The organism is Tardiphaga sp., assembly GCF_044336785.1.
Classification (GTDB): domain Bacteria; phylum Pseudomonadota; class Alphaproteobacteria; order Rhizobiales; family Xanthobacteraceae; genus Tardiphaga.
The window spans coordinates 24,882-48,246 of record NZ_JBIIOT010000002.1 but is presented as its reverse complement, the minus strand read 5'-3'; the positions used below and the strand labels follow the sequence as shown (position 1 = coordinate 48,246).

General features: G+C 62.2%; 27 protein-coding genes. 14 read left to right on the top strand and 13 right to left on the bottom strand.

Going from position 1 to position 23,365, the window contains the following annotated elements; translation table 11 throughout:
* Nucleotides 1-23: 23 nt before the first annotated feature.
* A complete protein-coding gene (locus tag ACIQ2A_RS01195) occupies nucleotides 24-305 on the top strand; it encodes a type II toxin-antitoxin system RelE/ParE family toxin (protein ID WP_398474870.1) in 282 nt (93 codons plus the stop codon).
* Nucleotides 306-325: 20 nt separating this feature from the next.
* Nucleotides 326-646, top strand: a complete 321-nt coding sequence (locus ACIQ2A_RS01190; protein ID WP_398474868.1) for a HigA family addiction module antitoxin — start codon at nucleotides 326-328, stop codon at nucleotides 644-646.
* 181 nt (nucleotides 647-827) lie between these two features.
* On the opposite strand, the gene ACIQ2A_RS01185 is transcribed toward ACIQ2A_RS01190, so the two are convergent.
* Nucleotides 828-1,010: a YdcH family protein gene (locus ACIQ2A_RS01185; protein ID WP_398474866.1), complete on the bottom strand. Its 183-nt coding sequence runs from the start codon at nucleotides 1,008-1,010 to the stop codon at nucleotides 828-830.
* 261 nt (nucleotides 1,011-1,271) lie between these two features.
* On the opposite strand from ACIQ2A_RS01185, the gene ACIQ2A_RS01180 reads away from it, so the two are divergent.
* The 5 genes from ACIQ2A_RS01180 (at nucleotide 1,272) to ACIQ2A_RS01160 (ending at nucleotide 4,699) form a co-directional block, all read left to right on the top strand.
* Entirely contained in the window at nucleotides 1,272-1,478 is a 207-nt protein-coding gene (locus ACIQ2A_RS01180; protein ID WP_233023067.1) for a YdcH family protein, read from the top strand.
* A gap of 279 nt (nucleotides 1,479-1,757) precedes the next feature.
* Entirely contained in the window at nucleotides 1,758-2,246 is a 489-nt protein-coding gene (gene purE, locus ACIQ2A_RS01175) for a 5-(carboxyamino)imidazole ribonucleotide mutase (RefSeq protein ID WP_398474864.1), read from the top strand.
* Complete coding sequence (locus ACIQ2A_RS01170) at nucleotides 2,246-3,340, top strand: 5-(carboxyamino)imidazole ribonucleotide synthase (RefSeq protein WP_398474862.1); 1,095 nt, start codon at nucleotides 2,246-2,248, stop codon at nucleotides 3,338-3,340. Before purE ends, ACIQ2A_RS01170 begins: the two co-directional genes overlap by 1 nt.
* 240 nt (nucleotides 3,341-3,580) lie before the next feature.
* Complete coding sequence (gene rpsU / locus ACIQ2A_RS01165) at nucleotides 3,581-3,889, top strand: 30S ribosomal protein S21 (protein WP_398474860.1); 309 nt, start codon at nucleotides 3,581-3,583, stop codon at nucleotides 3,887-3,889.
* Nucleotides 3,890-4,036: 147 nt separating this feature from the next.
* The gene (locus ACIQ2A_RS01160; protein WP_398474858.1) at nucleotides 4,037-4,699 is read left to right on the top strand and encodes a tetratricopeptide repeat protein; all 663 of its coding nucleotides are present in this window, start codon (nucleotides 4,037-4,039) and stop codon (nucleotides 4,697-4,699) included.
* A gap of 3 nt (nucleotides 4,700-4,702) precedes the next feature.
* Here ACIQ2A_RS01160 and ACIQ2A_RS01155 read toward each other — a convergent pair whose 3' ends face one another.
* The 3 genes from ACIQ2A_RS01155 to ACIQ2A_RS01145 form a co-directional block, all read right to left on the bottom strand.
* A complete protein-coding gene (locus ACIQ2A_RS01155; protein WP_398474856.1) occupies nucleotides 4,703-5,518 on the bottom strand; it encodes a hypothetical protein in 816 nt (271 codons plus the stop codon).
* Nucleotides 5,519-5,740: 222 nt separating this feature from the next.
* Nucleotides 5,741-6,028, bottom strand: coding sequence for a cupin domain-containing protein (locus tag ACIQ2A_RS01150; RefSeq protein WP_398474854.1), 288 nt, complete (start codon nucleotides 6,026-6,028; stop codon nucleotides 5,741-5,743).
* 14 nt (nucleotides 6,029-6,042) lie between these two features.
* Nucleotides 6,043-7,128, bottom strand: a complete 1,086-nt coding sequence (locus ACIQ2A_RS01145) for a calcium:proton antiporter (RefSeq protein ID WP_398474852.1) — start codon at nucleotides 7,126-7,128, stop codon at nucleotides 6,043-6,045.
* 177 nt (nucleotides 7,129-7,305) lie between these two features.
* Between ACIQ2A_RS01145 and ACIQ2A_RS01140 the strand changes: the two genes are divergently transcribed.
* Complete coding sequence (locus ACIQ2A_RS01140; protein WP_398474850.1) at nucleotides 7,306-7,698, top strand: VOC family protein; 393 nt, start codon at nucleotides 7,306-7,308, stop codon at nucleotides 7,696-7,698.
* Nucleotides 7,699-8,377: 679 nt separating this feature from the next.
* Here ACIQ2A_RS01140 and ACIQ2A_RS01135 read toward each other — a convergent pair.
* The 7 genes from ACIQ2A_RS01135 to ACIQ2A_RS01105 all read right to left on the bottom strand — a co-directional run bounded on the left by ACIQ2A_RS01135 (nucleotide 8,378) and on the right by ACIQ2A_RS01105 (nucleotide 14,306).
* Nucleotides 8,378-9,781 (bottom strand): NAD(P)(+) transhydrogenase (Re/Si-specific) subunit beta, encoded by a 1,404-nt coding sequence (locus ACIQ2A_RS01135; protein WP_398474848.1) that lies wholly within the window; start codon nucleotides 9,779-9,781, stop codon nucleotides 8,378-8,380.
* A 40-nt stretch (nucleotides 9,782-9,821) separates the two neighbouring features.
* Nucleotides 9,822-10,136: a proton-translocating transhydrogenase family protein gene (locus ACIQ2A_RS01130; protein ID WP_092145745.1), complete on the bottom strand. Its 315-nt coding sequence runs from the start codon at nucleotides 10,134-10,136 to the stop codon at nucleotides 9,822-9,824.
* A gap of 11 nt (nucleotides 10,137-10,147) precedes the next feature.
* The gene (locus ACIQ2A_RS01125; protein WP_398474845.1) at nucleotides 10,148-11,278 is read right to left on the bottom strand and encodes a Re/Si-specific NAD(P)(+) transhydrogenase subunit alpha; all 1,131 of its coding nucleotides are present in this window, start codon (nucleotides 11,276-11,278) and stop codon (nucleotides 10,148-10,150) included.
* 79 nt (nucleotides 11,279-11,357) lie between these two features.
* Complete coding sequence (locus ACIQ2A_RS01120) at nucleotides 11,358-11,510, bottom strand: aa3-type cytochrome c oxidase subunit IV (RefSeq protein ID WP_211910240.1); 153 nt, start codon at nucleotides 11,508-11,510, stop codon at nucleotides 11,358-11,360.
* 168 nt (nucleotides 11,511-11,678) lie between these two features.
* Nucleotides 11,679-13,565, bottom strand: a complete 1,887-nt coding sequence (locus tag ACIQ2A_RS01115) for a M3 family oligoendopeptidase (protein ID WP_398474843.1) — start codon at nucleotides 13,563-13,565, stop codon at nucleotides 11,679-11,681.
* Between the two features lie 28 nt (nucleotides 13,566-13,593).
* Entirely contained in the window at nucleotides 13,594-14,022 is a 429-nt protein-coding gene (locus ACIQ2A_RS01110) for a hypothetical protein (RefSeq protein ID WP_398474841.1), read from the bottom strand.
* Complete coding sequence (locus tag ACIQ2A_RS01105; RefSeq protein WP_398474839.1) at nucleotides 14,019-14,306, bottom strand: helix-turn-helix domain-containing protein; 288 nt, start codon at nucleotides 14,304-14,306, stop codon at nucleotides 14,019-14,021. The genes ACIQ2A_RS01110 and ACIQ2A_RS01105 overlap by 4 nt, the downstream gene beginning before the upstream one ends.
* Before the next feature lie 21 nt (nucleotides 14,307-14,327).
* Between ACIQ2A_RS01105 and ACIQ2A_RS01100 the strand changes: the two genes are divergently transcribed.
* The 5 genes from ACIQ2A_RS01100 (at nucleotide 14,328) to ACIQ2A_RS01080 (ending at nucleotide 21,694) form a co-directional block, all read left to right on the top strand.
* Nucleotides 14,328-14,786 carry a hypothetical protein gene (locus ACIQ2A_RS01100; protein ID WP_398474837.1) on the top strand — a complete coding sequence of 153 codons (459 nt, stop codon included), beginning with the start codon at nucleotides 14,328-14,330 and terminating at the stop codon, nucleotides 14,784-14,786.
* 116 nt (nucleotides 14,787-14,902) lie between these two features.
* Nucleotides 14,903-15,544, top strand: coding sequence for a TerC family protein (locus ACIQ2A_RS01095; protein WP_398474835.1), 642 nt, complete (start codon nucleotides 14,903-14,905; stop codon nucleotides 15,542-15,544).
* Nucleotides 15,545-15,669: 125 nt separating this feature from the next.
* Nucleotides 15,670-17,154 (top strand): sigma-54-dependent transcriptional regulator, encoded by a 1,485-nt coding sequence (locus ACIQ2A_RS01090; protein ID WP_398474833.1) that lies wholly within the window; start codon nucleotides 15,670-15,672, stop codon nucleotides 17,152-17,154.
* Between the two features lie 460 nt (nucleotides 17,155-17,614).
* Nucleotides 17,615-19,798: a murein L,D-transpeptidase gene (locus ACIQ2A_RS01085; RefSeq protein ID WP_398474831.1), complete on the top strand. Its 2,184-nt coding sequence runs from the start codon at nucleotides 17,615-17,617 to the stop codon at nucleotides 19,796-19,798.
* Nucleotides 19,799-20,158: 360 nt separating this feature from the next.
* Nucleotides 20,159-21,694, top strand: coding sequence for a DUF882 domain-containing protein (locus tag ACIQ2A_RS01080; RefSeq protein WP_398474989.1), 1,536 nt, complete (start codon nucleotides 20,159-20,161; stop codon nucleotides 21,692-21,694).
* A 149-nt stretch (nucleotides 21,695-21,843) separates the two neighbouring features.
* Here the strand turns inward: ACIQ2A_RS01080 and ACIQ2A_RS01075 are convergent, their stop codons facing one another.
* Together ACIQ2A_RS01075 and ACIQ2A_RS01070 are read right to left on the bottom strand one after the other, a co-directional pair.
* Complete coding sequence (locus tag ACIQ2A_RS01075; RefSeq protein ID WP_211910252.1) at nucleotides 21,844-22,119, bottom strand: DUF2312 domain-containing protein; 276 nt, start codon at nucleotides 22,117-22,119, stop codon at nucleotides 21,844-21,846.
* A gap of 183 nt (nucleotides 22,120-22,302) precedes the next feature.
* Nucleotides 22,303-22,605 carry a DUF1244 domain-containing protein gene (locus ACIQ2A_RS01070; protein ID WP_398474829.1) on the bottom strand — a complete coding sequence of 101 codons (303 nt, stop codon included), beginning with the start codon at nucleotides 22,603-22,605 and terminating at the stop codon, nucleotides 22,303-22,305.
* Between the two features lie 161 nt (nucleotides 22,606-22,766).
* Between ACIQ2A_RS01070 and ACIQ2A_RS01065 the strand changes: the two genes are divergently transcribed.
* A complete protein-coding gene (locus ACIQ2A_RS01065) occupies nucleotides 22,767-23,357 on the top strand; it encodes a DUF1036 domain-containing protein (protein WP_398474827.1) in 591 nt (196 codons plus the stop codon).
* Nucleotides 23,358-23,365: the final 8 nt, after the last annotated feature.

The window sequence follows — 23,365 nt, the reverse complement described above, 5'->3', positions numbered from 1 at the left end:
TCAATTTATGATACATATTTTCGATGATCCGGAATTTCAAAAATGAAATGACCCGGGCCGCATTCGATGGCGAAGCTGTAAAAGGCTTCCCCGCCGATCTGCTTTCTGTCGCGCGACGTAAGCTGAATTATTTGGACGCAGCCACATCGCTCAGTGACCTGAGATCACCGCCTGGCAATCGCCTCGAAGCTTTGAAGGCCGACCGGATCGGTCAACATTCCATCCGGGTGAACGATCAGTTTCGTATCTGCTTCGTCTGGACCGTCGAAGGTCCAACGAATGTAGAATTCACCGATTATCACTGACCGGCGAGAAGGAAATCGACATGTCCCGAAAACTTCCGCCCAAAAAACTTCCCCCAATGCATCCGGGTGAAGTGCTGCGTGAAGAATTCCTCGTCCCGCTCGAAATGTCCGCAGGTATGCTGGCAAAGGTCTGCGGCATCCCCCGCACGCGCATCGAGCGGCTTGCTAATGAAGAGACGGGCGTCACAGCCGATACCGCGCTCCGTCTCGGCAAAGCACTCGGCACATCGGCGCAGCTCTGGCTAAACCTGCAAAATGCTTACGACATTCGAGTGGCAGAGAATGAAATCGGCAAGGATCTCGCCGCAATCACGCAGGTAGATGGCGTAGCCGCAGCATAGCTATGCATCACTCTATGTATTGAAGATCCGCGCCTGCGTCCGAAGCAATCTGGTCCAACCATACTCTCAGATGGCTTCGTCGCAAGGCGGAGGCGTATCGCATCATGATTGCGCGATGCGGACACGCAGACCTGACAACGCCATGGGATGAGGCATCATGTCAGGCGTAGTGCGGGGAATGTCAGTGGAGTGTTGCGCGGGTCTGTCGAAGGCGTTCGATCTCGTCCTTGACCATCAGTTTCCGGCGCTTGAGTTCCACGATGCGAAGATCATCCGTGGAGAGATGCAGCAAGGCATCGTGGAGTTCGGTTTCGAGAACCTTGTGCTTGCGTTCCAGTTCGACCAGATGCGCCTGAAGTGCCATTCGAAACTCCTCGGTAGGTTGAGAAACCACATTTCGGATTCGGTTGGACGATGAAGTCTACATGACAGTGGACATCTGTCGATGGGTCTTGAAAATTGTACCGCCGCGCTCCGCACATCGTGAAAAACGAATCGTAACGAATGCAGTGCAAAAATGCCGGAACCGTCCGGCTTGCGCGGTGCGCGCCCACCGGCGATAGTTGTGTTGAGGATTCCCGCCCGTTCGGTGGCGGGCCAGGTCAGCGAAGATTCAGCGAAGATCATGAACGACGACGAAGATCGCGAACTCCCTGCCGAATTGGCCCGATTGCAGCAAGAACACCGCGACCTCGACGCCGCCATCGATGCCTTGCAGCGATCGCCCGCCCCCGATCTGTTACAGTTGCAGCGGCTGAAGAAGCGCAAGCTGCAATTGCGCGATCGCATCTCGGTGATCTCGGATCAGATTACCCCCGACATCATTGCCTGAGACAACGAGTCACGTGCGCCACCCGGCCTGAAAAACGCTGCCGCATAATCGCCGCAAGTCTGCCGCTGTGCTGCCGCACCGACTAGCGCTGAAAGCTCGCCAAACTGCGCCAAATGCAGTCGAGCAGTGCCCGTCCGTCGGGTTTTCTTTTGCATCGGATTTGTTACAAGGCTGTCCCGTCATCATTGACGCGATTATTCGTTCGACGCTCCCTGCCCGGCAGGGGGCGAATTTTGGTATTTCCAGCTATCCTTCTGGATTCGCGAAAGAAATCACGGAATGCCCGCGCCCGTCGCCATTATCATGGGAAGCCAGTCCGACTGGGAAACCATGCGCCACGCCGCCGAAACCCTGACGGCGCTGGGCATTGCCCATGATACCCGCATCGTTTCGGCGCATCGGACGCCTGACCGGCTGGTGGCATTCGCGAAAGGCGCCAAAGCGGCCGGATTCCAGATCATCATCGCCGGCGCCGGTGGCGCGGCGCATCTGCCGGGCATGGCCGCCGCGCTGACGGAGCTGCCGGTATTCGGCGTGCCCGTGGAATCCAAGGCGCTGTCGGGCGTCGATTCCCTTTATTCGATCGTGCAGATGCCCGGCGGTATTCCAGTCGGAACACTGGCCATCGGAAAGCCCGGCGCGATCAATGCAGCGCTGCTCGCAGCCTCCGTGCTTGCTTTGCATGACGATGCCCTCGCGACCCGCCTCAAGGCCTGGCGCAAGGCGCAGACCGATGCCGTGGCCGAGAAGCCGGAAGGCGCGGCGTAATGGCTCCTGCGATCAACGTGCTGAAGCCCGGCGACACGATCGGCATTCTCGGTGGCGGCCAGCTTGGCCGTATGCTCGCGCTTGCTGCTGCGCGGCTTGGTCTGAAGTGCCAGGTGTTTTCGCCAGACCCGGATTCACCGGCGTTCGATGTGGTGCAGAACGCGACTTGTGCCGAATATGCCGATGTCGAAGCGCTCGAACTGTTCGCGAATGATTGCGACGTCATTACCTATGAATTCGAGAATGTTCCCGCTGCGACTGCGCTGATCCTCGATGCGCGGCGTCCCGTTTTGCCGGCACAGAGCATTCTGCAGACAACGCAGGATCGCCTCGTAGAAAAGGACTTCGTCACCGGCCTTGGCATCGCCACGGCCGGCTATGCCGGCGTGTCCAGCGCCGGCGAATTGCGCGATGCTGTGAAGAAGCTAGGCCTGCCCGCGGTCATCAAGACACGCCGTTTCGGCTATGACGGCAAGGGTCAGGCGATGATCCGCGAAGGCGACGATCTCGATCAGGTCTGGGACGATCTCGGCACCAAGGAAGCTATTCTCGAAGCCTTCGTACCTTTCGAGCGCGAAGTCTCGGTGATTGCCGCCCGCAGCGCCGACGGCAATGTCGAGAGCTTCGACGTCACCGAAAACGAGCACCGCGATCACATCCTGAAATTCTCCTACGCGCCCGCCCGCATTCCCGATGCACTCGCCGCCAAGGCCCGCGAGATCGCGGAAAAGATCGGCACCGCGCTCGGTTATGTCGGCACCTTCGCCGTCGAATTGTTCGTCGTGCCGGGCAAGGACGGCCCAACGCTGGTGGTCAACGAGATCGCTCCGCGCGTGCACAATTCCGGCCACTGGACGCTGGACGGCGCCTCGGTGTCGCAATTCGAGCAGCATATCCGCGCCATTGCCGGCTGGCCGCTCGGCAAGCCGGTGCGTCACGGACAGGTCACCATGACCAACCTGATCGGCGACGACATCCTCGATTATCCGAAATGGCTGACGGTCCCCGGCGCGACCGTGCATCTTTACGGAAAGGGCTCGCCCCGCCCCGGCCGTAAGATGGGCCACGTGGTCGAGGTCAAACCGCAGGTTTGAGGGTGCGGACGCCGTTCCGGCCTGAGAGGTCCGGAACCCGTCCGGTTTTTCCCCACAGGCCATGCAGAAACCTCCGATTTTCCGCGGCAAAATCGATCTAATTGCCGCGGCGCGAGGTGGACATTCACTATTTCGTCTGATACATGAGCGCCCTTACAGGTTAAGGGCATGGCCTTCGTCGGCCCTTTAACTTACCCGAAATTCCGGAAATTCCGATCCGATTGAAGAAGAGGATGCCGCGTGCAGGTTCTCGTTCGCGATAACAATGTTGACCAGGCTCTCAAGGCGCTGAAGAAGAAGATGCAGCGCGAGGGCATTTTCCGCGAGATGAAGCTCCGCGGTCACTACGAGAAGCCCTCTGAGAAGAAGGCCCGCGAAAAGGCTGAAGCCGTGCGCCGTGCACGCAAGCTCGCCCGCAAGAAGCTGCAGCGCGAAGGCCTGCTGCCGATGAAGCCGAAGCCGGTGTTCGGCGCTGGCCCCGGCGGCGAGCGCGGTGGCCGTCCCGGTGCTGGCGGCCCAGGTGCCGGCGCTCCGCGTCCGGCTCGCTAAGCAACAGACATTCGATTTCGATAACGCGGGCCTCAAGCCCGCGTTATTTTTTTGCGCTCATGAACAAAAGCGCGCCGCTTTGTCCGGATGCAATTCGCCGGCTGACGCGGTAGGAATCCGCATCGATGTTGCGAGAGATTGCCCTGCATGGACCCACGGCCGACCACATCGCCATCCTGCATCGGCAAGCGCACCTCCTTCGCGCTGGCTCTGCTACTGACGGGCCTGTGCGCGAGCGGCTGTTCGTTCAATCTCGCATCGCTTTCGCCCGGCTCCGACAAGGACGAACCGAAAGCGACCGCGACTGCCGCACCGCAGACACGCAGCCTTACGACCAAGGCCAATCCGCAGGAGGCCAAGGTGCAGGCGGCACGCGGCGCCAGTCTTGCGCAAGCCGGCCAAAGCCGTGAAGCGCTCGCAGCCTACAATACGGCGATCGATCTGGATCCATCCAGCGCGCAGGCCTTCTATCAGCGCGGCCTGCTGTATCAGTCCGAACAGAAATACGAATTCGCGATCGCCGATTTCACCTCGGCCAATGGCCTGACGCCGCAGCAGGCGGATCCATTGCTCGGCCGCGCGCAATGCTATCTCGCGCTCGGTAAGAACCAGGAGGCCGCTGCAGACCTTGACGAAGCCTCCAGCGTGGCGCCGGGCAATGCGCAGATCTGGATCACCCGCGGCAATATCTATGAGAAACTCGGCAATCGCGAGAAAGCCGCGGATTCATTCAGCCGCGCTGTACTGCTGCGACCGGACGACGATGCCGCACGCAACGGCATGACGCGAAACGGCGGACGGGCGGGGTAGCCCCTACCGCTCGAACGACCGTGGGATGACCTTGTCGAACATCGACTTGGCGCCGCTCAGCACGTCCTCAACGACATTGGTGCGGCCACCGCGATCGTCTGCATTCGCCTGCATGTCGCCGCGAATCGGAACGGGGACGCTGCCGGGCGGGCGCGGACCGCGCGATGGCTCGGCGCGATCGGCTGCTTGCGGATTCTCGATATTCGGAGTTGAGACAACGATCGGCGGCGGCAGTTGCTGCATCGGCTGCGCCTGCTGGACCGGCGGCTGCAGGACGATTGGCGCGGTCTGCGGCTGTGCTGACGCCGTACGCTCAGGTGCACGTGTGGCTTCAGGCGCGCGGGGCGCCTCCGCCTTCTCGCCACGGCTCAACCGCTCGATGGCGGCACGTGCGAGATCATTGGCATCGCCTGCAGGCGCGGTGCCGACGGTGGCGAGAACCGGCGTCGGCGCGGGAACGACCACTGTCGGCTCGGCTTTAGCGACGGCCTTTTCACGGGCAGGCGTATGGCGACGCGATTCGGCGGCCTTGTCGGATTTCTCAGTGCTGGCCTTCTCGACCGGCTTCCTGGCAGGCGCCGGCGCAGGCTGCTCGGGCGCATCCACCACATCGGTGGAGGTCTCGGCCGGCTTGGCATCTACAGGCTTCGCCTGGGACGCTTCCGGCGGCTTGGCAGACACGGCAGCGGCGGCCGCAGGCGGGCGATCCTCACGCGCTTTCGGGATGATGTAGTAATTGACGATGTAGGCGCCGACGACCGTCGCAAAAACCGACGGCAAAATATCGATAGTGAATTTCGAGAGATATTTCTTCAGCATGAACCCGGCCTCATTCCCCGGCTGCTACATGCTGGAAATTTGAGGCTGATTCAGGGATCAATCGCGACGGATCAAAGGCAAGTTCCTATCCGTCGCGCGCGAATGTTTCGGAAGATGACAGCGCGGTCTCGTAGGATGGGTTGGGCGTCAGCGATACCCATCACCGCAGGCGCCCGGCCGTGACGGGTATCGCTTCGCTCAACCCATCCTGCGACTACGCCCCTACTTCTGCTTGATCTCGACTTCCAGGAAGACGATTTCCTTGTCGGTCTCGTTGAGCACGTCATGCTCGACGCCCGCTTTCCGGAAATAGGACTTGCCGGCGACGATGTTGGAGGCCGAGCGGGTGCCGTCGGGCGCGACGATGGTCATCGTGCTGGTGGTGACCGGCACGATCACATAGTCCATGCCATGGGTGTGGTGGCCGGTTGCTGCCCCCGGCGCCAGGCGCCATTCGGTGACGCGAACTTCGGGCGTGTCCTGCTGGACGTCAGACTGGGCAGCGAGCATCTGGGCTTCCTTGATTACGGTGCGAATACCGTCAGCAGGAATACAGCAAAGACCAGCATGTGCACCATGCCGAACAGGATGTTCGTCACGCCCGTGGCGAATGTCAGCATGCTGATGGCGAATGTCATGATCAGCAGCGTGGTTTCGCTCGGCGGCAGGCCGAGCACCAGCGGCTGGCCGAGCAGCGTCGCGACCAAAGCGACCGCCGGAATGGTCAGGCTGATGGTGGCGAGCGCCGATCCCAGAGAGAGATTGATGCTCTTCTGCAGCTTGTTGTGGCGGGCCGCGGTAAATGCGGCGACGCCTTCTGGCATCAGAACGAGCAAGGCCACGACAATGCCGGTAAAGGCTGCCGGCGCGCCGATGGCGGCACCGCCGGCATCGACGACCACCGAGAATGACTTGGCGAGCGCCACGACGCTGACCAGCGCGACCACCAGCAGAACGGCGTTCATGGTGATGGAATGTTTGGGCGGCTCGCCGTCATCGTCTTCATCGTCATTGATGAAGTAGTCCCGGTGCAGCACGGTCTGCGTGTAGAGAAACAGGCCATACAGGATCATGGTGACGACGCTGACGAACGCCAGCTGCAGGGCGGAGAACAACGGCCCGGGCGTGGTCAGCGTGTAATTCGGCAAGATCAGCGTGATGGTGGAGAGCACGATCAGCACGCTGAGATAGATCTTGGCGCCCGAGACCTGGAATTCCTGCTCGCTGTAGCGCAGCCCACCCGCGAGGATGCAGAGGCCTACCATACCGTTGCAGACGATCATGACCACGGCGAACACGGTGTCGCGCGCGAGTGTCGGGGCCGACTTGTCGCCGATCATGATGGTGGCGATGACGGCCACCTCGATGATGATAACGGACAGGGTCAGCAGCAGCGTCCCATAGGGCTCGCCGATCTTGTGGGCTATGACCTCGGCATGGTGCACGGCCGCGAAGACCGTCCCGAACAGGATCGCCAGCAGAACGACTGCGAAGACGAGGCCAAACGCGGACGGCGTGAAGCCTATGCCCAGCGCTCCGGTGACAGCAACGAATGCCGCGGCCGCAGCCGGAAACATCCATGACGAACGGGGCACGGGGTGTGCAGACATCGCGCAATAACCTGAGGGATTCGAGAAACGGGAGGGGCAACATATGACAATGCCGACCCCGGCGTCAGGTTGCAGGGCTGCGTCAAGCTGACCCCACTCGCCAACCATCACACGCCTTGCTTATAGTCGGGCATCACCGTGTGGTGAGTTCGAAAAAGAACAAAGGGAGCGAACGAGATGTTTTCGCATGTCATGATCGGCACCAACGACCTGGAAAAGGCAAAAGCCTTCTACGACAAGCTGCTCGGCACACTGGGCGTCGAGCCCGCCGTAGTTGATCGCCACCGCATCTTCTACCGCACCAAGACCGGGACTTTCTCGGTGTCGAAGCCGATCGACGGCAAGCCGGCGACCCCTGCCAATGGCGGTACCATCGGCTTCCTGGCCAAGTCGAAGGAAGAGGCCGACGCCTGGCACGCCACCGGCATCGCCAATGGCGCGACGACCTGCGAAGAGCCGCCCGGCATCCGCGAAGGCGGCGTGAAGATGTATCTGGCCTATCTGCGAGATCCGGATGGCAACAAGCTGTGCGCACTGCACAGGATGCCGAAAGAGGAAGCGACGGGCTGAGCCCGGCAGCGTCTTCTAGCTGAGGAGCGCGGCACTTGGCGTGTCCTCGAACCATGCGCTGACGGCGCTCCGGCTCCATCCTTCGAGACGCGGACGAAGACGCCCGCTCCTCAGGATGAGGGGGAGAGATTGCTGCGCCAAACAAAAATGCCCGGCTTGTCGCCGGGCATTTTCATTCCACTCCGTTCCTCATGGTGAGGAGCGCGCCTCTTCGCGCGCGTGCCGAACCATGCGCTGGCGGGGCTCCGGCTCCATCCTTCGAGACGCGGTCGAAGACGCCCGCTCCTCAGGATGAGGCGGAGAGATTGCCGCGCCAGACAAAAATGCCCGGCTTGTCGCCGGGCATTCTCATTCCACTCCGTCCCTCATGGTGAGGAGCGCGCCTCTTCGCGCGCGTCCCGAACCATGAGCTGGCCTGGCGCCGCCCTTGCAGCCATCCTTCGAGACGCCGCTACGCGGCTCCTCAGGATGAGGGCAAGAGATTGCTGCCCCAAACAAGAATGCCCGGCTTGTCGCCGGGCATTCTCATGCCACTCCGTTCCTCATGGTGAGGAGCGCGCCTCTTCGCGCGCGTCTCGAACCATGAGCTGGCCTGGCGCCGCCCTTGCAGCCATCCTTCGAGACGCCGCTACGCGGCCCCTCAGGATGAGGGGCGGAGCCCTTGAGGGATCGAGAATGATCACATCGCCTTGACGATGTTCTCCGTGACCTTCTTCGCGTCGCCCAGCAGCATCATGGTATTGTCGCGATAGAACAGCGGGTTGTCGATGCCGGCATAGCCCGAGGCCAGCGAGCGCTTGATGAACATCACAGTGCCGGCCTTCCAGACCTGCAGCACCGGCATGCCGTAGATCGGCGAGGTCTTGTCGTCCTCGGCCGCAGGATTGGTGACGTCATTGGCGCCGATGACGAAAGCGATGTCGGCCTGGGCGAATTCCGAATTGATGTCTTCGAGTTCGAACACCTCATCGTAAGGCACATTGGCCTCCGCCAGCAGCACGTTCATGTGGCCTGGCATGCGGCCCGCGACCGGGTGGATGGCGTATTTCACCTCGACGCCTTCCTTCTTCAGCGTGTCGGCCATTTCGCGCAGCGCGTGCTGGGCCTGCGCCACCGCCATGCCGTAGCCAGGCACGATGATGACCTTCTGCGCGTTCTTCATGATGAAGGCCGCATCATCCGCCGAACCGAGCTTGGCCGGCTTCTGCTCACCCGAACCGCCACCGGCGACAGCGCTCTCGCCACCGAAGCCGCCGAGGATGACCGAGATGAAGGAACGGTTCATCGCGTGGCACATGATGTAGGACAGGATCGCGCCCGACGAGCCCACCAGCGCGCCGGTGATGATCAATGCCGAATTGCCCAGCGTGAAACCGATGCCGGCCGCCGCCCAGCCCGAATAGGAATTCAGCATCGAGATCACGACCGGCATGTCGGCGCCGCCGATCGGGATGATCAGGAGGGCGCCAAGCGCCAGAGCGAGCACGGTGACGATCCAGAAGTCGATCGCCGAGCCCGAATGCACGAGGCCGTAGATGAAGAAGATCAATGCCAGGCCGAGCACGATATTGATGATGTGGCGGGCCGGCAGGATGATCGGCGCGCCGCTCATGCGGCCCGACAGTTTGGCGAAAGCGATCACCGAGCCGGTGAAGGTCAGCGCGCCGATGGCGACGCCCAGCGACATTTCGACAAGGCTCGCAGCCACGATCTTGTTGGTGGCGGGATCGAGAATGCCGAAAGCTTCCGGCGCGTAGAAGGCACCGGCGGCGACCAGCACCGCGGCCATGCCGACCAGCGAGTGGAAGGCGGCGACCAGTTCCGGCATCGAGGTCATCGGCACGCGCTTGGCGATGACGGCACCGATGCCGCCGCCGATGGCAATGCCGAGGATGACCAGGATCCAGCCCAGCGCATCGGCCGGCGGATGCGCGGCCAGCGTGGTGCCGACGGCGATGGCCATGCCGACCATGCCGAAGAAATTGCCCTGACGACTCGAGGCCGGGCTCGACAGGCCGCGCAGCGACATGATGAAGAGCACGCCGGCAACAAGATACAGAAGTGCAGACAGATTGGCGTTCATCTCAGAGCCCCGTTGTCAGTGTGATCGCGAGATGCGCCGTTCACTTGGATTTCTTCTTGTACATCGCGAGCATGCGCTGGGTGACCAGGAAGCCGCCAAAGATATTCACGCAGGCAAAAATCAGCGCCACGAAGCCGAAGCCACGGGCGAGCACGCCGCCACTGCCGGCCAGCTTGACGCCGACCGCGAGCAGCGCGCCGACCACGATCACCGAGGAGATCGCGTTGGTCACGGACATCAGCGGCGTATGCAACGCGGGGGTCACCGACCACACCACGAAATAGCCGACGAACACCGCGAGCACGAAAATAGAGAGCTGAAAAACGAAAGGAGAAACCAGCGAAGCATGATCCATAATGGGTCTCCTTAAGCAGTCTTCGGCTGGAAATTCGGATGGATGACGGCGCCGTCATGAGTCAGCGCGGTGGCCTTCACCAGTTCGTCGTCCCAGTTCACCGCGAGCGCCTTGGTCTCCTTATTCACCAGCGTTTCGATGAAGGAGAACAGGTTGCGCGCATAGAGGCTCGAAGCGGAAGCAGCGACACGGCCGGCCACATTGGTGAAGCCGACGATCTTGATGCCATTGACGTCAGCGACTTCGCCAGCCTTGACGCCCTCGACATTGCCGCCGCGCTCGACGGCGAGATCGACCAGCACCGAACCGGGCTTCATGGATGCGACCATCTCGGCGGTGACCAGACGCGGCGCCGGACGGCCCGGAATCAGCGCTGTCGTGATGATGATGTCCTGCTTCTTGATATGCTCGGCGGTGAGCGCGGCCTGTTTGGCCTGATACTCTTTCGACATTTCCTTGGCGTAACCGCCAGCGGTCTGCGCGTTCTTGAACTCGTCGTCCTCGACGGCCAGGAACTTTGCGCCGAGGCTTTCGACCTGCTCCTTGGTGGCGGGGCGCACGTCGGTCGCGGTCACAACAGCGCCGAGACGGCGCGCAGTGGCGATCGCCTGCAGGCCGGCAACACCGACGCCCATCACGAACACTTTTGCCGCCGGAATGGTGCCGGCCGCAGTCATCATCATCGGAAAAGCACGGCCGAAATATTCGGCGGCCTCGATGACGGCGCGGTAGCCGGCGAGATTGGCCTGCGACGACAGGACGTCCATCACCTGCGCACGGGTGATGCGCGGCATCAGCTCCATCGCGAAGGCGGACACGCCGGCGTCCGCAATGGTCTTCAGCGCGGCTTCATTGCCATAGGGGTCCATGATCGCGATCACCAGCGCACCGCGCTTGTAGTTCGCAAGCTCGGAGGCTTCTGGACGCTTCACCTTGATGACGATATCGGCGTCCTTCACTGCATCAGCGGCGATGGTCGCGCCGACAGCCGTGTATTCGGTGTCCGGCAGGCCCGATTTGATGCCGGCACCCGGCTCGATTGCCACTTCGGCACCAAGCGCTTTGAACTTCTTGATCGTGTCCGGCGAGACCGCAACGCGCGGTTCGAGCGGATCGATTTCCTTGGCAATGGCAATCTTCATGGGTCCTCCGGCGGCATCGCGCCGCGCGTGGGCAATCAGGGCAGGGATGAACGCCGCGGCGCTGCGGCAAAAGGCAGGATCAGGTGAGGAAAATGCCCATCAGTGCGACGATCGCCACGACGGAGATCGTCCCCCACTTCACGAGCACGAGGAAACCTTCATAGGTCTGCTCATGGGCGGGGTAATCGTTGCCATCCGCGGTGGTATAGGCAACTTCGCTATGATCAGCCATTCAGTCTCTCCCGCCCTATTATGATCTGTTGCCACGGAATTAGCGCAATTGGATTTGGACGGCAACGGCTGTTGGCATGCCAAGGCAATGTTTGAATGATGCAGTGCATCAGGCCGGTGGATGTTTCACCCACCAGCCGGCACTTGCCCAATGAAATTGCAGGCTGCCTTATCCCATAGCTTCGAGCTCATCGATCATCCCTGCGATGACCGACAGGCCGCCGTCCCAGAAGGTCGGGTCCTTCGCGTCGAGGCCAAACGGCGCAAGTAGTTCGGAATAGTGCTTCGTCCCGCCGGCTGCGAGCATCGCGAGATAGCGTTCGGCAAAGCCTTCCTGCGCATTCTCGTAGACCGCATAGAGCGAGTTCACGAGGCAGTCGCCGAAGGCATAGGCGTAGACGTAGAACGGCGAATGGATGAAATGCGGGATATACATCCAGAAGTTTTCATAGCCTGGCTTGATCTCGATCGCCGGGCCGAGGCTTTCCGTCTGCACGCTCAACCAGAGCTGGCCGATCCGCTCGGCGGTAAGCTCGCCATTACGGCGCTCGGTGTGGACGGCGCGCTCGAATGAGTAGAACGCGATCTGCCGCACCACCGTGTTGATCATGTCCTCGACCTTGCCGGCAAGCAGCGCCTGACGCTGCTTGGCGCTCCTGGTCTGGGCCAGCAGGCGCTTGAAGGTCAGCATCTCGCCGAACACACTGGCCGTCTCGGCCAAGGTCAGCGGCGTCGGCGCCATCAGCGCGCCGTTCTTCGCGGCCAGCACCTGATGCACGCCATGGCCGAGTTCATGGGCCAGCGTCATCACGTCACGCGGCTTGCCCTGATAGTTCATCAGCACATAGGGATGCGCCGAGGGCGTGGTCGGATGCGAGAAGGCGCCCGGTGCCTTGCCGGGCCGTACCGGCGCATCGATCCAGCGATCGGTGAAGAAGCGCTTTGCGATCCCCGCCATTTCCGGCGAGAACGCGCCGTAAGCCGTCAGCACCATGTCCTGCGCATCGGACCACGGGATTGTACCGGTCGGTGCAAAGGGCAGCGGCGCGTTGCGGTCCCAATGGGGCAGCTTCTTCTTGCCGAACCATTTTGCCTTCAGCTGGTAATAGCGATGCGACAGCTTTGGATAGGCTGCCTGCACCGAAGCCACCAGCGCATCGACGACCTCACGCTCCACGCGGTTATTCAGATGGCGACTATCCGCGACATCCTGAAAGCCGCGCCAGCGGTCGGAGATTTCCTTGTCCTTGGACAGGGTGTTGGTGATCAGGGCAAAGGTGCGCTCATTGGCCTTGAAGGTATTCGCCAGCGCCTGGCCCGCGGCTTTGCGCTTCGCGCCATCGCGGTCCTGCAGCAGTGTCAGCGTTGGCTCGATAGCCAGCTCCTTGCCCCCGACCTTGAAGCGCAAGCCCGCAATGGTCTGGTCGAACAGGCGATTGAAAGCGCCGTAGCCAGTCTGCGACTTTTCATGGAAGAGCTGCTCGACACGGTCTTCGAGCTGGTAAGGCTTGTCCTTGCGGCTGTCCTCTATCCAAGGACGGTAGTGGCCGAGCTCCGGCGCCTGCATCGCGCGCTCGATCACCGCGTCGTCGATACGGTTCAGTTCGAGCGCAAAGAACAGGAGATGCACCGAAGCAGCCGTGATGCGCTCGGAGACGTCGCCGTAGAATTTCGAGATCGCGGGATCGACGGTATTGCCGGCATGGATGAGGCCGGCATAGGAGCCGAGACGTCCGGCGAGGTCATCGATCGCTTCATAGCTGCGCACAGCTTTAGCGAGCCAGACACCGCCATTCGGCTTCGCCGTCTCTTCCGCCAGCTTGCCCTTATAGGCCGCCTCGAACGCCGCGCAGTCCGCATCGATCTTGTCGAGATCGCGCGCGATCTCCGGCGCGGTGATCGACGTATAGAGATCGGCCAAATTCCACTCGGGCAGCTTGCCGGCCGGCGACTTGGCCGCAGCCTTCGGCGCGACCTTGCGAGTCGGCTTCTTCATAACAGCGGTCTTCTTGGCAGCGGACTTACGAGCAGCTTTGGCAGGAACGGATTTCGGCATGAAAACTTTCGGCTAGATGCAGCGGCGGTCACACATAGGCGGCCAGCTGCGGGGCGACATGGACAAGCAACTCTTCACCCTCAAGCAGGAGCGGCTCGACCCGGTCATTCATCATATGACGAATCGTACACCACACCATGACAATCCGTGCGACAAGCGGCCAGCGGGTTGTCCGCAACGCGCCGCGGGCATGCATCGCCACCAATGGCAGGCTGCGATGCTCGAAAAGCAGCACGCCCTTGCCGTCCTCCAGCACGTAGAGCCCGCCGATCCGCGACACGCACAGAGTGCAGGCTCCGTCGCGCCCGAGCAGATAGAACTGCGCATCGCCGGACTCGGTCAGACCGGTGTCCCAGCCCTCCCCGCGCCGGCCCATATTCAGGCTTTCGCCAAGGGTGCAAAGCTCCGTCTCGCTCCAGGCGCCCGTTTGCGGCTTCCGAAATGCGACGATGTTCATTTGGATGCTCCGAACAGCAGCCGATGCAATTCCGGCTCGTAATAGACCAGCAAATGTTTTGCGAAATCTGCAGGGTCGAGCTTCAGGGCGAGCGCCCAGGCTTCCATGGTCTCGGTCGGCACCCGGCTGAAGCCGTTCTCAACCTGCGAAATGAACGTGTAGTATTTGAGACCCAGTCGTGCCGCGAGATCGACCTGCGACAGCCCCGCCTCGGTCCGCCGTGACTTCAGCCAATTGCCCGCTTCTTTCCGCAGTGCACGCGTTTGTGACGCGGCTTTGCTCACGACCGCGCCGCCTGAAACGTCTTGATCTTTTTCAAGTTTCATGTTTACGAAACTACTCAAGATGAATTGCCCGAACTGACGACTTTTCGTAGCAGCTTTGGAGGCGCACGAAAACGTTGCAGGCGCAGTGAGACGGTCATGGCGTTTACCGATCGCAGCTTCACGGATCGCAATGATGCGCCCGCCACCCCGGGTGGGGTCAAGGAGCTGTTTGCCGCAACTCTGCTCCTGACCCTGGCCGCCGGGCTGGCCTTGCGCGCTTTTGTCTCGCTCGATGCTCTGGCGCCGATTGTCGCAACTTTGCTATTCGCACTTGCAGCATCGATCGCTGGTGGCGCGCTGATTCCGCGCAATCGCAAACGCCGCGCTGCCTGGCTCGATGTCGCCGGCGTCCTGACCTTCATTGGCGTCGGCATTTCGATCGTGATCGATCCGGACCAGATGGTCCGCTTGGTCACGCTGTCGGATCAACCTGACTAACAACTGGATCAACCCGCGGGAATGTCCCCGCATTTTAGACGTCCTGGACCGGGCCCCTCTGGCAGCTCCCACAAGCTGTGATGTCGGACTGGACGTTCATACACAGAGAGGCCCGTATGTCGGAACTATTCACGCCCGAAGCCCTATCCGCATTGCTCCAGGTCATCATGATCGACCTGGTTCTCGCCGGTGACAACGCCATCGTCATCGGCCTCGCCGCCGCCGGCCTTCCCAAGGAGCAGCGCGCCAAGGCGATCCTGGTCGGCATCATTGCCGCCACTTTGCTCCGTATCGGCTTTGCCAGCATCACCGTCCAGTTGCTGCAGATCATCGGTCTTCTGCTCGCCGGCGGCCTCCTGCTGTTGTGGGTCTGCTGGAAGATGTGGAGCGAGCTGCGCGCCGGCCATGAGCACGATCTCGACGAAATCGAGAAGATGAATGCCGACGACAGCGCCCCGCGCAAGACGATGGGCCAGGCGATCTGGCAGATCACCCTCGCCGACGTCTCGATGTCGCTCGACAACGTGCTGGCCGTGGCCGGCGCCGCCCGCGAGCACCCGACCATCCTGATCTTCGGCCTGGTGCTGTCGATCGCGCTGATGGGTCTGGCTGCCAGCTTCATCGCCAAACTGCTGCAGAAGCACCGCTGGATCGCCTATGTCGGCCTCGCCATCATCCTCTATGTGGCCGGCGACATGATCTATCGCGGCGGCCTCGAAGTCTGGCCGCACGCAACGGCCTATCTGCAAAAGAGCTAAGTCCCCGGGGGCGGGCACGGTTTGCCGTGTCCGCCCTGCGGATATTATCAAAGCATTAAACTCTGCCCGCCATTTTGGCTCAATTCGGGACACTCCATTCTTGGGGGGGCCCGTCCGGAGCACTCATGGCCGAACGAATTCTGATTGCCGATGACGATGCGGTTCAGCGCCGCCTTGTCGAGAACATGGTTCAGCGCTGCGGCTACGAGGCCATCGTGGTCGAGAGCGGCGAAGATGCCGTAACGCGCCTGATCGATCCGGATGCTCCGGCCATCGATGCCCTGCTGCTTGATCTCGTGATGCCCGGCCTCGATGGCATGGGCGTGCTCGAGCGCATCCGCGATGCCGGCCTCACCATTCCCGTCATCGTCCAGACCGCCCATGGCGGCATCGACAATGTGGTCTCGGCCATGCGCGCCGGCGCCCATGATTTCGTCGTCAAGCCGGTCAGCGCCGAGCGCTTGCAGGTGAGCCTGCGCAACGCCCTCAACACCAGCGCGCTGAAAGGCGAATTGCAGCGCATCCGCCATGCCCGCGAAGGCAAGCTGACGTTCGCCGACATCGTCACCCGCAGCGCCGCGATGGAGAACGTCCTCCGTTCCGCGCGCAAGGCCGCCACCTCATCGATCCCCGTCCTGATCGAAGGCGAATCCGGCGTCGGCAAGGAAGTCATCGCCCGCGCCATCCATGGCTCCGGCGAGCGCAGCAGCAAGCCTTTCGTCGCCGTCAATTGCGGCGCCATCCCCGACAATCTTGTCGAGTCCATCCTGTTCGGCCATGAGAAGGGCGCCTTCACCGGCGCCACCGAGCGCCATGCCGGCAAGTTCGTTGAGGCCTCGGGCGGCACTCTCTTCCTTGATGAAGTCGGTGAACTGCCGCTGAGCGCCCAGGTCAAACTGCTGCGCGCGCTGCAGGAAGGCTCCGTCGAAGCCGTCGGCGGGCGTCGTCCGGTCAAGGTCGATGTCCGCATCATCTCGGCCACCAACCGGCAGCTGCTCGATCTCGTCAAAGCTGGCCATTTCCGCGAGGATCTTTTCTACCGCCTGCATGTGCTGCCGCTGACAGTGCCGCCGCTGCGCGCGCGCCGCGAGGATATCCCGCATCTGCTGCGTCACTTCCTGGCGCGGTTCTGCGCCGAGGAGAACCGGCCGATTACCAGCATTTCGGGCGAGGCCATGTCGGTGCTCACCCAGTTGGACTGGCCGGGCAACATTCGGCAGCTCGAAAACGCCGTGTACCGCGCTGTGGTCATGAGCGAGGGCGACCAGCTCGGCCTCGCCGATTTTCCGCAAGCCACATCGTCGGCTTCGATACAATCCCACGCGGCCGCCCCGTTGATCGTCGAGCCCGTCTATCACGCCAGCGCACCGACCATGGTCCCGGACGCAGCGCCGCTGTTGGCCGCTGCCGGTAGCCTGAGCATGCTTTCATCGGACCATGAGGTCCGGCCGCTGGACGAGCTGGAATCGGAAATTATCCGCTTCGCCATCTCGCATTACCGTGGCCAGATGTCGGAAGTGGCGCGCCGCCTCAAAATCGGGCGCTCGACGCTGTATCGGAAGCTCGATGAGGCTTCGGAGAAGAGCGCAGCATCAGCGGACGAAACTTAGCTGATCAGCGCTCTCCCCCTCATCCTGAGGAGCCGCGCAACGCGCGTCGTCTCGAAGGATGGCCACGAGCTCGGAGCCAAGCCAGCTCATGGTTCGAGACGGCGCTTCGCGCCTCCTCACCATGAGCGCACAACGTGGCTACGGCCTGCCGCGGGGCCGCCTTAATTTATTGTCCCGCGCGCACCGAACATGTCCTTGTTGCGGCAGGGGAACTTGAACCGTTGCGGTGTGGTGACACACGAAGTCAAAAGCAGCGCTTGGCTAGGGCTGCGGCGTTGCAAACCATGTGGGTTGGGGTCAGTTTGTATTGAAACAAACTCGCCGGGTGCTGGAACCTGGGGCGGGTCGATGTATCGTCTGCGTATTGAATCGCGACATACGCGTGCTTCAGCCGAAGCTTTGATGATGAGATGAGAACTGTTCCAAACGACTGGAGCAGCTTCACTGGAGAGGAGCGAGAATGCGAGACCTCAACAAGAGCCGTTCTGGATTCGACCGCGTGCTGCTGGCCGTGGCTGCGACATTCCTGACGGTCTCCGCCGGCGCCGCTGCGGCACAGCAGACAGCATCGCCGCGCGACAGCGTCTCCGAACTCGCCATCGATGCGGCCGTGCCGCGCCCCGAGCCTGTCAATGTCCCGCCGCTCACCGCGAGCGACGTCAAGGCCGAGACCACCACCGACACGACCGCATCAGTCCCCGATGCGAGCAAGGCATCGGAAAAGACCGTCGGTGCCACATCGACTGAAGTGCCGAAGGTCGCAGAGACACCGAAGCCTGCCGAAGAGACCAAGCCCGCCGAGGCTGCGACTGCTCCGGCCGCGCCAGCGCCTGCTGCGGCACCGGCCGCAACCGCCGTCGCGCCAGTTGCCCCCGCAGCCGAGCCACCGAAGGATGTCGCTAGGGACATCGCCAAGCCGGCTTCCATGATCGCCACTGCCGATCAGCCCGTCGCCGATAAACTGCGTGACCTGCTTGGCAACAAGACGCTGCGCCAGTTCGATCGCAAGGGCGAGCGCGCGGCCGTCGAGAAATTCTATGCCGGCCGCGATTACGCGCCGCTCTGGACCCAGGGCGGTATCGCCAGCTCCGCCGCCAAGGGCGTGATTGCGCGCCTCAAGGACGCTGGCAGCGAAGGCCTCGACACTGCCGACTATCCGGTGCCGGACTTTACCGTCGCCAGCACGCCGGATGCGCTTGCGGAAGCCGAGCTGAAGCTCACCGCTAGCATGCTCGATTATGCCCGTCAGGCGCAAAGCGGCCGCATGCATTGGTCGCAGCTCGATGGCGACATCATGTATCCCGAACACCCGACCGATCCGGCCCAGGTGCTCGCCAATATTTCGGCGGCCAAGGACGCCTCCGCTGCGCTTGCCAGCTACAATCCGCCCCATGACGGCTACAAGAAGCTGAAGGCGAAGCTGGCAGAACTGCGCGGCGAAAGCGAAATGCCGGTGCAGCCGATCGCCGAAGGTCCGGCGCTGAAATTCGTCAAGGCGACGAAGAAGAATCCGAGCCCCGAAGTGATGGCTGATGACCGCGTGCCGCTGGTGCGCGCGCGTCTTCATGTCGCCAACGCCAATGACACCAAATACGATGCCGACGTCGCCGAAGCCGTTCGCAAATTCCAGTCGGGCAATGGCGTGAAGGTCACCGGCATCCTCGACGATGCCACCGTGCGCGCCATCAATGCACCGAAGCGCGATCGGCAGATCGATACGCTGCTGGTCAACCTGGAGCGCTGGCGCTGGCTGCCGCGCCAACTCGGCGCCTCCTCGCTCGGCAACGCCTATGTGATGCTGAACATTCCCGACTATACGCTGAAGGTGATGCAGAACGGCGGTCAGGTCTGGACCACCCGCGTCGTCGTCGGCAAGGTCGGCAAGCACGCCACCCCGCTGATGACCGAGACGATGAAATACATCACGGTCAACCCGACCTGGAATGTGCCGCCCTCGATCATCTACAACGAATACCTGCCGGCTTTGCAGCAGGACCCGACCGTGCTCGACCGCATGGGCCTGAAGCTGTCGCGCAACGCGGATGGCAGCATCCACGTCTCGCAGCCGCCCGGTGAAGCCAATGCGCTCGGCCGCATCCGTTTCAACTTCCCGAACAAGTTCCTCGTCTATCAGCATGACACACCGGACAAGAATTTGTTCTCGCGCGAGGAGCGCGCCTTCAGCCATGGCTGCATGCGCGTGCAGAACCCGGACCAATACGCGGCGACGCTGCTCAACATCACCATGCCGAACGAGCGCTACTCACCTGAGAAGGTGCGCGGCATGTACGGACGCAGCGAGATCGACCTGAAATTCCCGACGCCGATTCCGGTCAACATCACCTACCAGACCGCCTTTGTGGACGACGCCGGCAAGCTGCAGACACGCCGGGACGTCTACGGCCGCGATTCGCAGATGCTGGCGATCCTGAAGAACGCCAAGGGCAAGGATCTGGAGCAGGTCGTCGCCCGCGCCCAGCCGAGCTATGCGCGCCCGAAGGCCAACATCCCGCAGGGCGTGAATTTCGAGGGCGCCTCCTCGCGCAGCAGCGAGCCGAACTTCTTTGAGCGCCTGTTCGGCGGCGGCAATCCGGCGCCACAGCCAATGGCACAGGGTCAGAATCGCCGGACCGTGACCCGTTAATCGCTAACCGTTTTAAAACGCAAATAGATCAAGGGCTTCGTCTTCGGACGGAGCCCTTTTTAGCTTCTGCCCGGTTGCAACATTAACCATCGTCCACCTGCAAGGCGGCAAAGGGCTAGTTTTCGCCATAGTCAGCGGGTTAATCTTGACAGTGGCAGAAATGCCGACTTTGGGGGGATTGGTGTAAATGTCGATTAACCCTCCCGTTTTAAGACTCGATTCACCCTCTTTCGTCACACGGGGTAACGAGAGAGTTTGAGTAACTTGGGTGGGTTTGACGTGCCGCTTGGCTTCGCACGCAGAGTAACATGGCGCCCTTCGCGCGCCGGCTTGAACGCCGGTCTGGCTTCGCTGGTGCTGATGGCCAGCGCGAGCTCCGTCCATAATGCGACGGCGAATGGTGAAACACGCACCCTCTCATTCTACCACACCCATTCGCGCGAAAGCGTCACCGTCACCTTCAAGCGCAACGGGCGCTATGACGAAGACGGCCTGAAGAAGCTCAATCACTTCCTGCGCGACTGGCGCAACCAGGACTCGACCACGATGGATCGACGCCTGTTCGACATCGTCTGGGAAGTCTATCGCGACGTCGACGGCACGCAGCCGATCCAGATTATTTCCGCCTATCGTTCGCCGGCCACCAACGCCATGCTGCGCCGTCGCTCATCCGGCGTGGCGCGCCACAGCCAGCACATGCTCGGCCACGCGATGGACTTCTTCATTCCAGGCGTGGCTCTCGAGAAAGTCCGCATCGCCGGCCTGCGCCTGCAGCGCGGCGGCGTCGGCTTCTATCCGACCTCCGGCTCGCCTTTCGTACATCTCGACACCGGCAGCGTGCGCCACTGGCCGCGCATGACCTATGCGCAGCTCGAGCGCGTTTTCCCGAATGGCCGCACGGTGCATCTCCCAGCCAGCGGCGGCACCATGCCGGGCTATCAGCTCGCGGCCGCCGAGATCCAGAAGCGCGGCTCCGGCGACAGCGTGAGCCTCGCCAGCAGCAAGCCGGGCAACCTGCTCGCTTCGCTGTTCGGCCGGAAGTCCTCGTCCGAAGATGAGGACGAGACAGCAGCACCGGCGATCGCGCCGAGCAAGCCGACGCCTGCCGCCACCGTCGTCGCTGCGCCTGCGCCTGCGCCTGCGGCCGATCCGGTGCCGATGCCGCGCGCCAAGCCGCCGGCGGCCAATGTGCAGCTCGCCTCGGCTGACACCGAGACCATCCCGCTGCCGCGTCCGAAGATGCCGATCCCGGCCACTGCTGCGCCGAAAAATGACGGCCGCCCGCAGACGCCGAGCGACATCATCAATGCTCGCGGGTTCTGGGATGACATCCCCGAGCCGAAGCAGGCGACGCCGCAACAGGTTGCCGCCCTCACCGCCCGTCAGGCGCTCGATCGCATTGCCGAGCAGGAACAGGGTGTCAACGAATCCACCTTCGCCAAGGCGCTGGCTTATGCGCCGCCGCGCAGCTCGCCGGTCGATCGCTCGCATGTGGTCGCCGCCAGCGCGCCGATCCCGCGCAGCATCCGCCCGAATGTGCCGAACAGGAATTCGATGGTCGTGAACGAAGTCACGACTGTGATCGGCAAGAGCCTTGGCCAGTCCGGCCCGGTGGCGATTTCAACGCGTCTCACGGCAGCCTACATTCCAGAAAATCACATCTGGACCCGCGCGATGATCATCGCACCGAGCGTGACGACGACGATGTCGGTCTCATCGATCGGCGACGGCGATCTCACCGTGCTGCGCGCCCATTTCGCCAAGCCACAGACGGTGGTGGCGATGAGCTTCTCGGATGATCCGCAGGCGGGCCTGGTGAGCGATCAGTTCACCGGCTCGGCGACCGCGAAGCTGGTGACCACGAGCTTCGCGATGCGGACAGCATCGCTGCGCTAGTCACCGCCTCTGCCAACACGTACCGTCTGTCATCACCCGCGAAAGCGGGTGATCCGGTAACCGGCGACGGCGGTAATGAAATCGGAAAGTCAGTGTCTACTGGATCCCCGCTTTCGCGGGGATGACAGTCAGCGAACGAGGCTCAAGCCTCACAGCATCCCGAGCGCCTGCAGATAGGTCTCGAGAATCGTCTCCTGCTCGGCGCGCTCATTCGCGTCCTGCTTGCGCATGCGGATGATGGTGCGCAGCGCCTTCACGTCGTAGCCATTGCCCTTGGCTTCGCCATAGACATCCTTGATGTCGTCCGAGATGGTCTTCTTCTCTTCCTCAAGACGCTCGATACGCTCGACGATGGCCTTGAGCTGGTCTTTGGCGAAAGAATGCGTTGCCTGATCGTCCAGCACGGACGCAGCATTGGTGGCCATCGGAAACTCCTGAACTGATGGGATGTGATGTCGTGGGCGAGAGGCGCCGGTTATGGGCACCAGTCTCTTAAAAACTTGTCTCTATTTCGACACTCGCGGCGATGCCCGGCAGGGTCAAGCCGCGAGAAATGTCATCCACAGCGCCCCCACAGCTTTGATGGCGCGCCGTGGTTGCAGGCCACCTCAATGCGCCGGCTTCGCTTTCTCAAAGGCCGCAAGCTGGTCCGGCTTGGCCTCGCCCTGATGCAGCTGCTTCCAGGCCTCGTAAGGCATGCCATAGACCGCTGCGCGGCTCTCATCCTTGCTTAGCCCGATGCCCCGCTCGTCCGCGGCATCCTTCAGCCAGTTCGACAAGCAGTTGCGGCAGAAGCCGGCGAGATTCATCAGGTCGATGTTCTGGACGTCGGTGCGGCCCTGCAGATGCGCCACCAGGCGGCGGAACGCTGCGGCCTCCAGTTCGGTTTGTGTCTTGTCGTCGATCGCCATGACTGCATCCATTCATCCGGTAAGCTCGTAAGATGGGTTCTTTACCAGATTTCGCCATAACGCAGTGCAAACTGCGCAATCCCGCCGCTTTCGGTTCCTGACATTGACAGGCCAGTCATGCCACGCGAAACCGTCAAGGAACTGATATATATCGACGGCGAATGATCATCACGAATCCCCACCACTCCACTTGCATCCGCTGGGCCAGCCTGCTGCCAGTTCTGGCGGTTATGCTCGCCTGCATGTGGGCGACACCTGCGGCGGCGGATTTCCGGCTTTGCAACAACACGTCGAGCCGGGTCGGCATCGCGCTCGGCTACAAGGACGCCGACGGCTGGACCACCGAAGGCTGGTGGAACGTCTCGTCGCGGGCCTGCGAGACCCTGCTGCGTGGAACTCTGGTGGCCCGGTACTATTATATCTATGCCATTGACTATGACCGTGGCGGTGAATGGTCGGGTCAGGCCTTCATGTGCTCGCGCGATAAGGAATTCACCATCAAGGGCACCGAAAACTGCCTGGCGCGCGGTTTTGACCGGACAGGCTTCTTCGAAGTCGATACCGGTGAACAGCGGGCCTGGACGGTGCAACTGACCGAGACCAACGAACAACCGCCGAAGTTGCCGGGCCTGCCGGGCCCCGGTCCTGGAGGACCGCCTCCGGGGGCACCGGGTGCAGGTTTCCCTGCTTTGCCGAACAATCCGGGCAATGCCCCCGCCGGGCCGGCTCCCGCTCCGCCGGCCAAGCAATAAGACGAGCT

What these genes read in the sequence shown, in the direction of transcription:
- ACIQ2A_RS01155 (WP_398474856.1), bottom strand. Translation starts at nt 5,518, where the DNA reads ATGCTGAAGAAATATCTCTCGAAATTCACTATCGATATTTTGCCGTCG.
- ACIQ2A_RS01145 (WP_398474852.1), bottom strand. Translation starts at nt 7,128, where the DNA reads ATGTCTGCACACCCCGTGCCCCGTTCGTCATGGATGTTTCCGGCTGCG.
- ACIQ2A_RS01135 (WP_398474848.1), bottom strand. Translation starts at nt 9,781, where the DNA reads ATGAACGCCAATCTGTCTGCACTTCTGTATCTTGTTGCCGGCGTGCTC.
- ACIQ2A_RS01075 (WP_211910252.1), bottom strand. Translation starts at nt 22,119, where the DNA reads ATGGCCACCAATGCTGCGTCCGTGCTGGACGATCAGGCAACGCATTCT.
- ACIQ2A_RS01160 (WP_398474858.1), top strand. Translation starts at nt 4,037, where the DNA reads ATGGACCCACGGCCGACCACATCGCCATCCTGCATCGGCAAGCGCACC.
- ACIQ2A_RS01115 (WP_398474843.1), bottom strand. Translation starts at nt 13,565, where the DNA reads ATGCCGAAATCCGTTCCTGCCAAAGCTGCTCGTAAGTCCGCTGCCAAG.
- ACIQ2A_RS01120 (WP_211910240.1), bottom strand. Translation starts at nt 11,510, where the DNA reads ATGGCTGATCATAGCGAAGTTGCCTATACCACCGCGGATGGCAACGAT.
- ACIQ2A_RS01110 (WP_398474841.1), bottom strand. Translation starts at nt 14,022, where the DNA reads ATGAACATCGTCGCATTTCGGAAGCCGCAAACGGGCGCCTGGAGCGAG.
- ACIQ2A_RS01080 (WP_398474989.1), top strand. Translation starts at nt 20,159, where the DNA reads ATGGCCAGCGCGAGCTCCGTCCATAATGCGACGGCGAATGGTGAAACA.
- purE (WP_398474864.1), top strand. Translation starts at nt 1,758, where the DNA reads ATGCCCGCGCCCGTCGCCATTATCATGGGAAGCCAGTCCGACTGGGAA.
- ACIQ2A_RS01085 (WP_398474831.1), top strand. Translation starts at nt 17,615, where the DNA reads ATGCGAGACCTCAACAAGAGCCGTTCTGGATTCGACCGCGTGCTGCTG.
- ACIQ2A_RS01130 (WP_092145745.1), bottom strand. Translation starts at nt 10,136, where the DNA reads ATGGATCATGCTTCGCTGGTTTCTCCTTTCGTTTTTCAGCTCTCTATT.
- ACIQ2A_RS01185 (WP_398474866.1), bottom strand. Translation starts at nt 1,010, where the DNA reads ATGGCACTTCAGGCGCATCTGGTCGAACTGGAACGCAAGCACAAGGTT.
- ACIQ2A_RS01195 (WP_398474870.1), top strand. Translation starts at nt 24, where the DNA reads ATGATCCGGAATTTCAAAAATGAAATGACCCGGGCCGCATTCGATGGC.
- ACIQ2A_RS01090 (WP_398474833.1), top strand. Translation starts at nt 15,670, where the DNA reads ATGGCCGAACGAATTCTGATTGCCGATGACGATGCGGTTCAGCGCCGC.
- ACIQ2A_RS01065 (WP_398474827.1), top strand. Translation starts at nt 22,767, where the DNA reads ATGATCATCACGAATCCCCACCACTCCACTTGCATCCGCTGGGCCAGC.
- ACIQ2A_RS01095 (WP_398474835.1), top strand. Translation starts at nt 14,903, where the DNA reads ATGTCGGAACTATTCACGCCCGAAGCCCTATCCGCATTGCTCCAGGTC.
- ACIQ2A_RS01150 (WP_398474854.1), bottom strand. Translation starts at nt 6,028, where the DNA reads ATGCTCGCTGCCCAGTCTGACGTCCAGCAGGACACGCCCGAAGTTCGC.
- ACIQ2A_RS01170 (WP_398474862.1), top strand. Translation starts at nt 2,246, where the DNA reads ATGGCTCCTGCGATCAACGTGCTGAAGCCCGGCGACACGATCGGCATT.
- ACIQ2A_RS01070 (WP_398474829.1), bottom strand. Translation starts at nt 22,605, where the DNA reads ATGGCGATCGACGACAAGACACAAACCGAACTGGAGGCCGCAGCGTTC.
- ACIQ2A_RS01140 (WP_398474850.1), top strand. Translation starts at nt 7,306, where the DNA reads ATGTTTTCGCATGTCATGATCGGCACCAACGACCTGGAAAAGGCAAAA.
- ACIQ2A_RS01125 (WP_398474845.1), bottom strand. Translation starts at nt 11,278, where the DNA reads ATGAAGATTGCCATTGCCAAGGAAATCGATCCGCTCGAACCGCGCGTT.
- ACIQ2A_RS01190 (WP_398474868.1), top strand. Translation starts at nt 326, where the DNA reads ATGTCCCGAAAACTTCCGCCCAAAAAACTTCCCCCAATGCATCCGGGT.
- ACIQ2A_RS01180 (WP_233023067.1), top strand. Translation starts at nt 1,272, where the DNA reads ATGAACGACGACGAAGATCGCGAACTCCCTGCCGAATTGGCCCGATTG.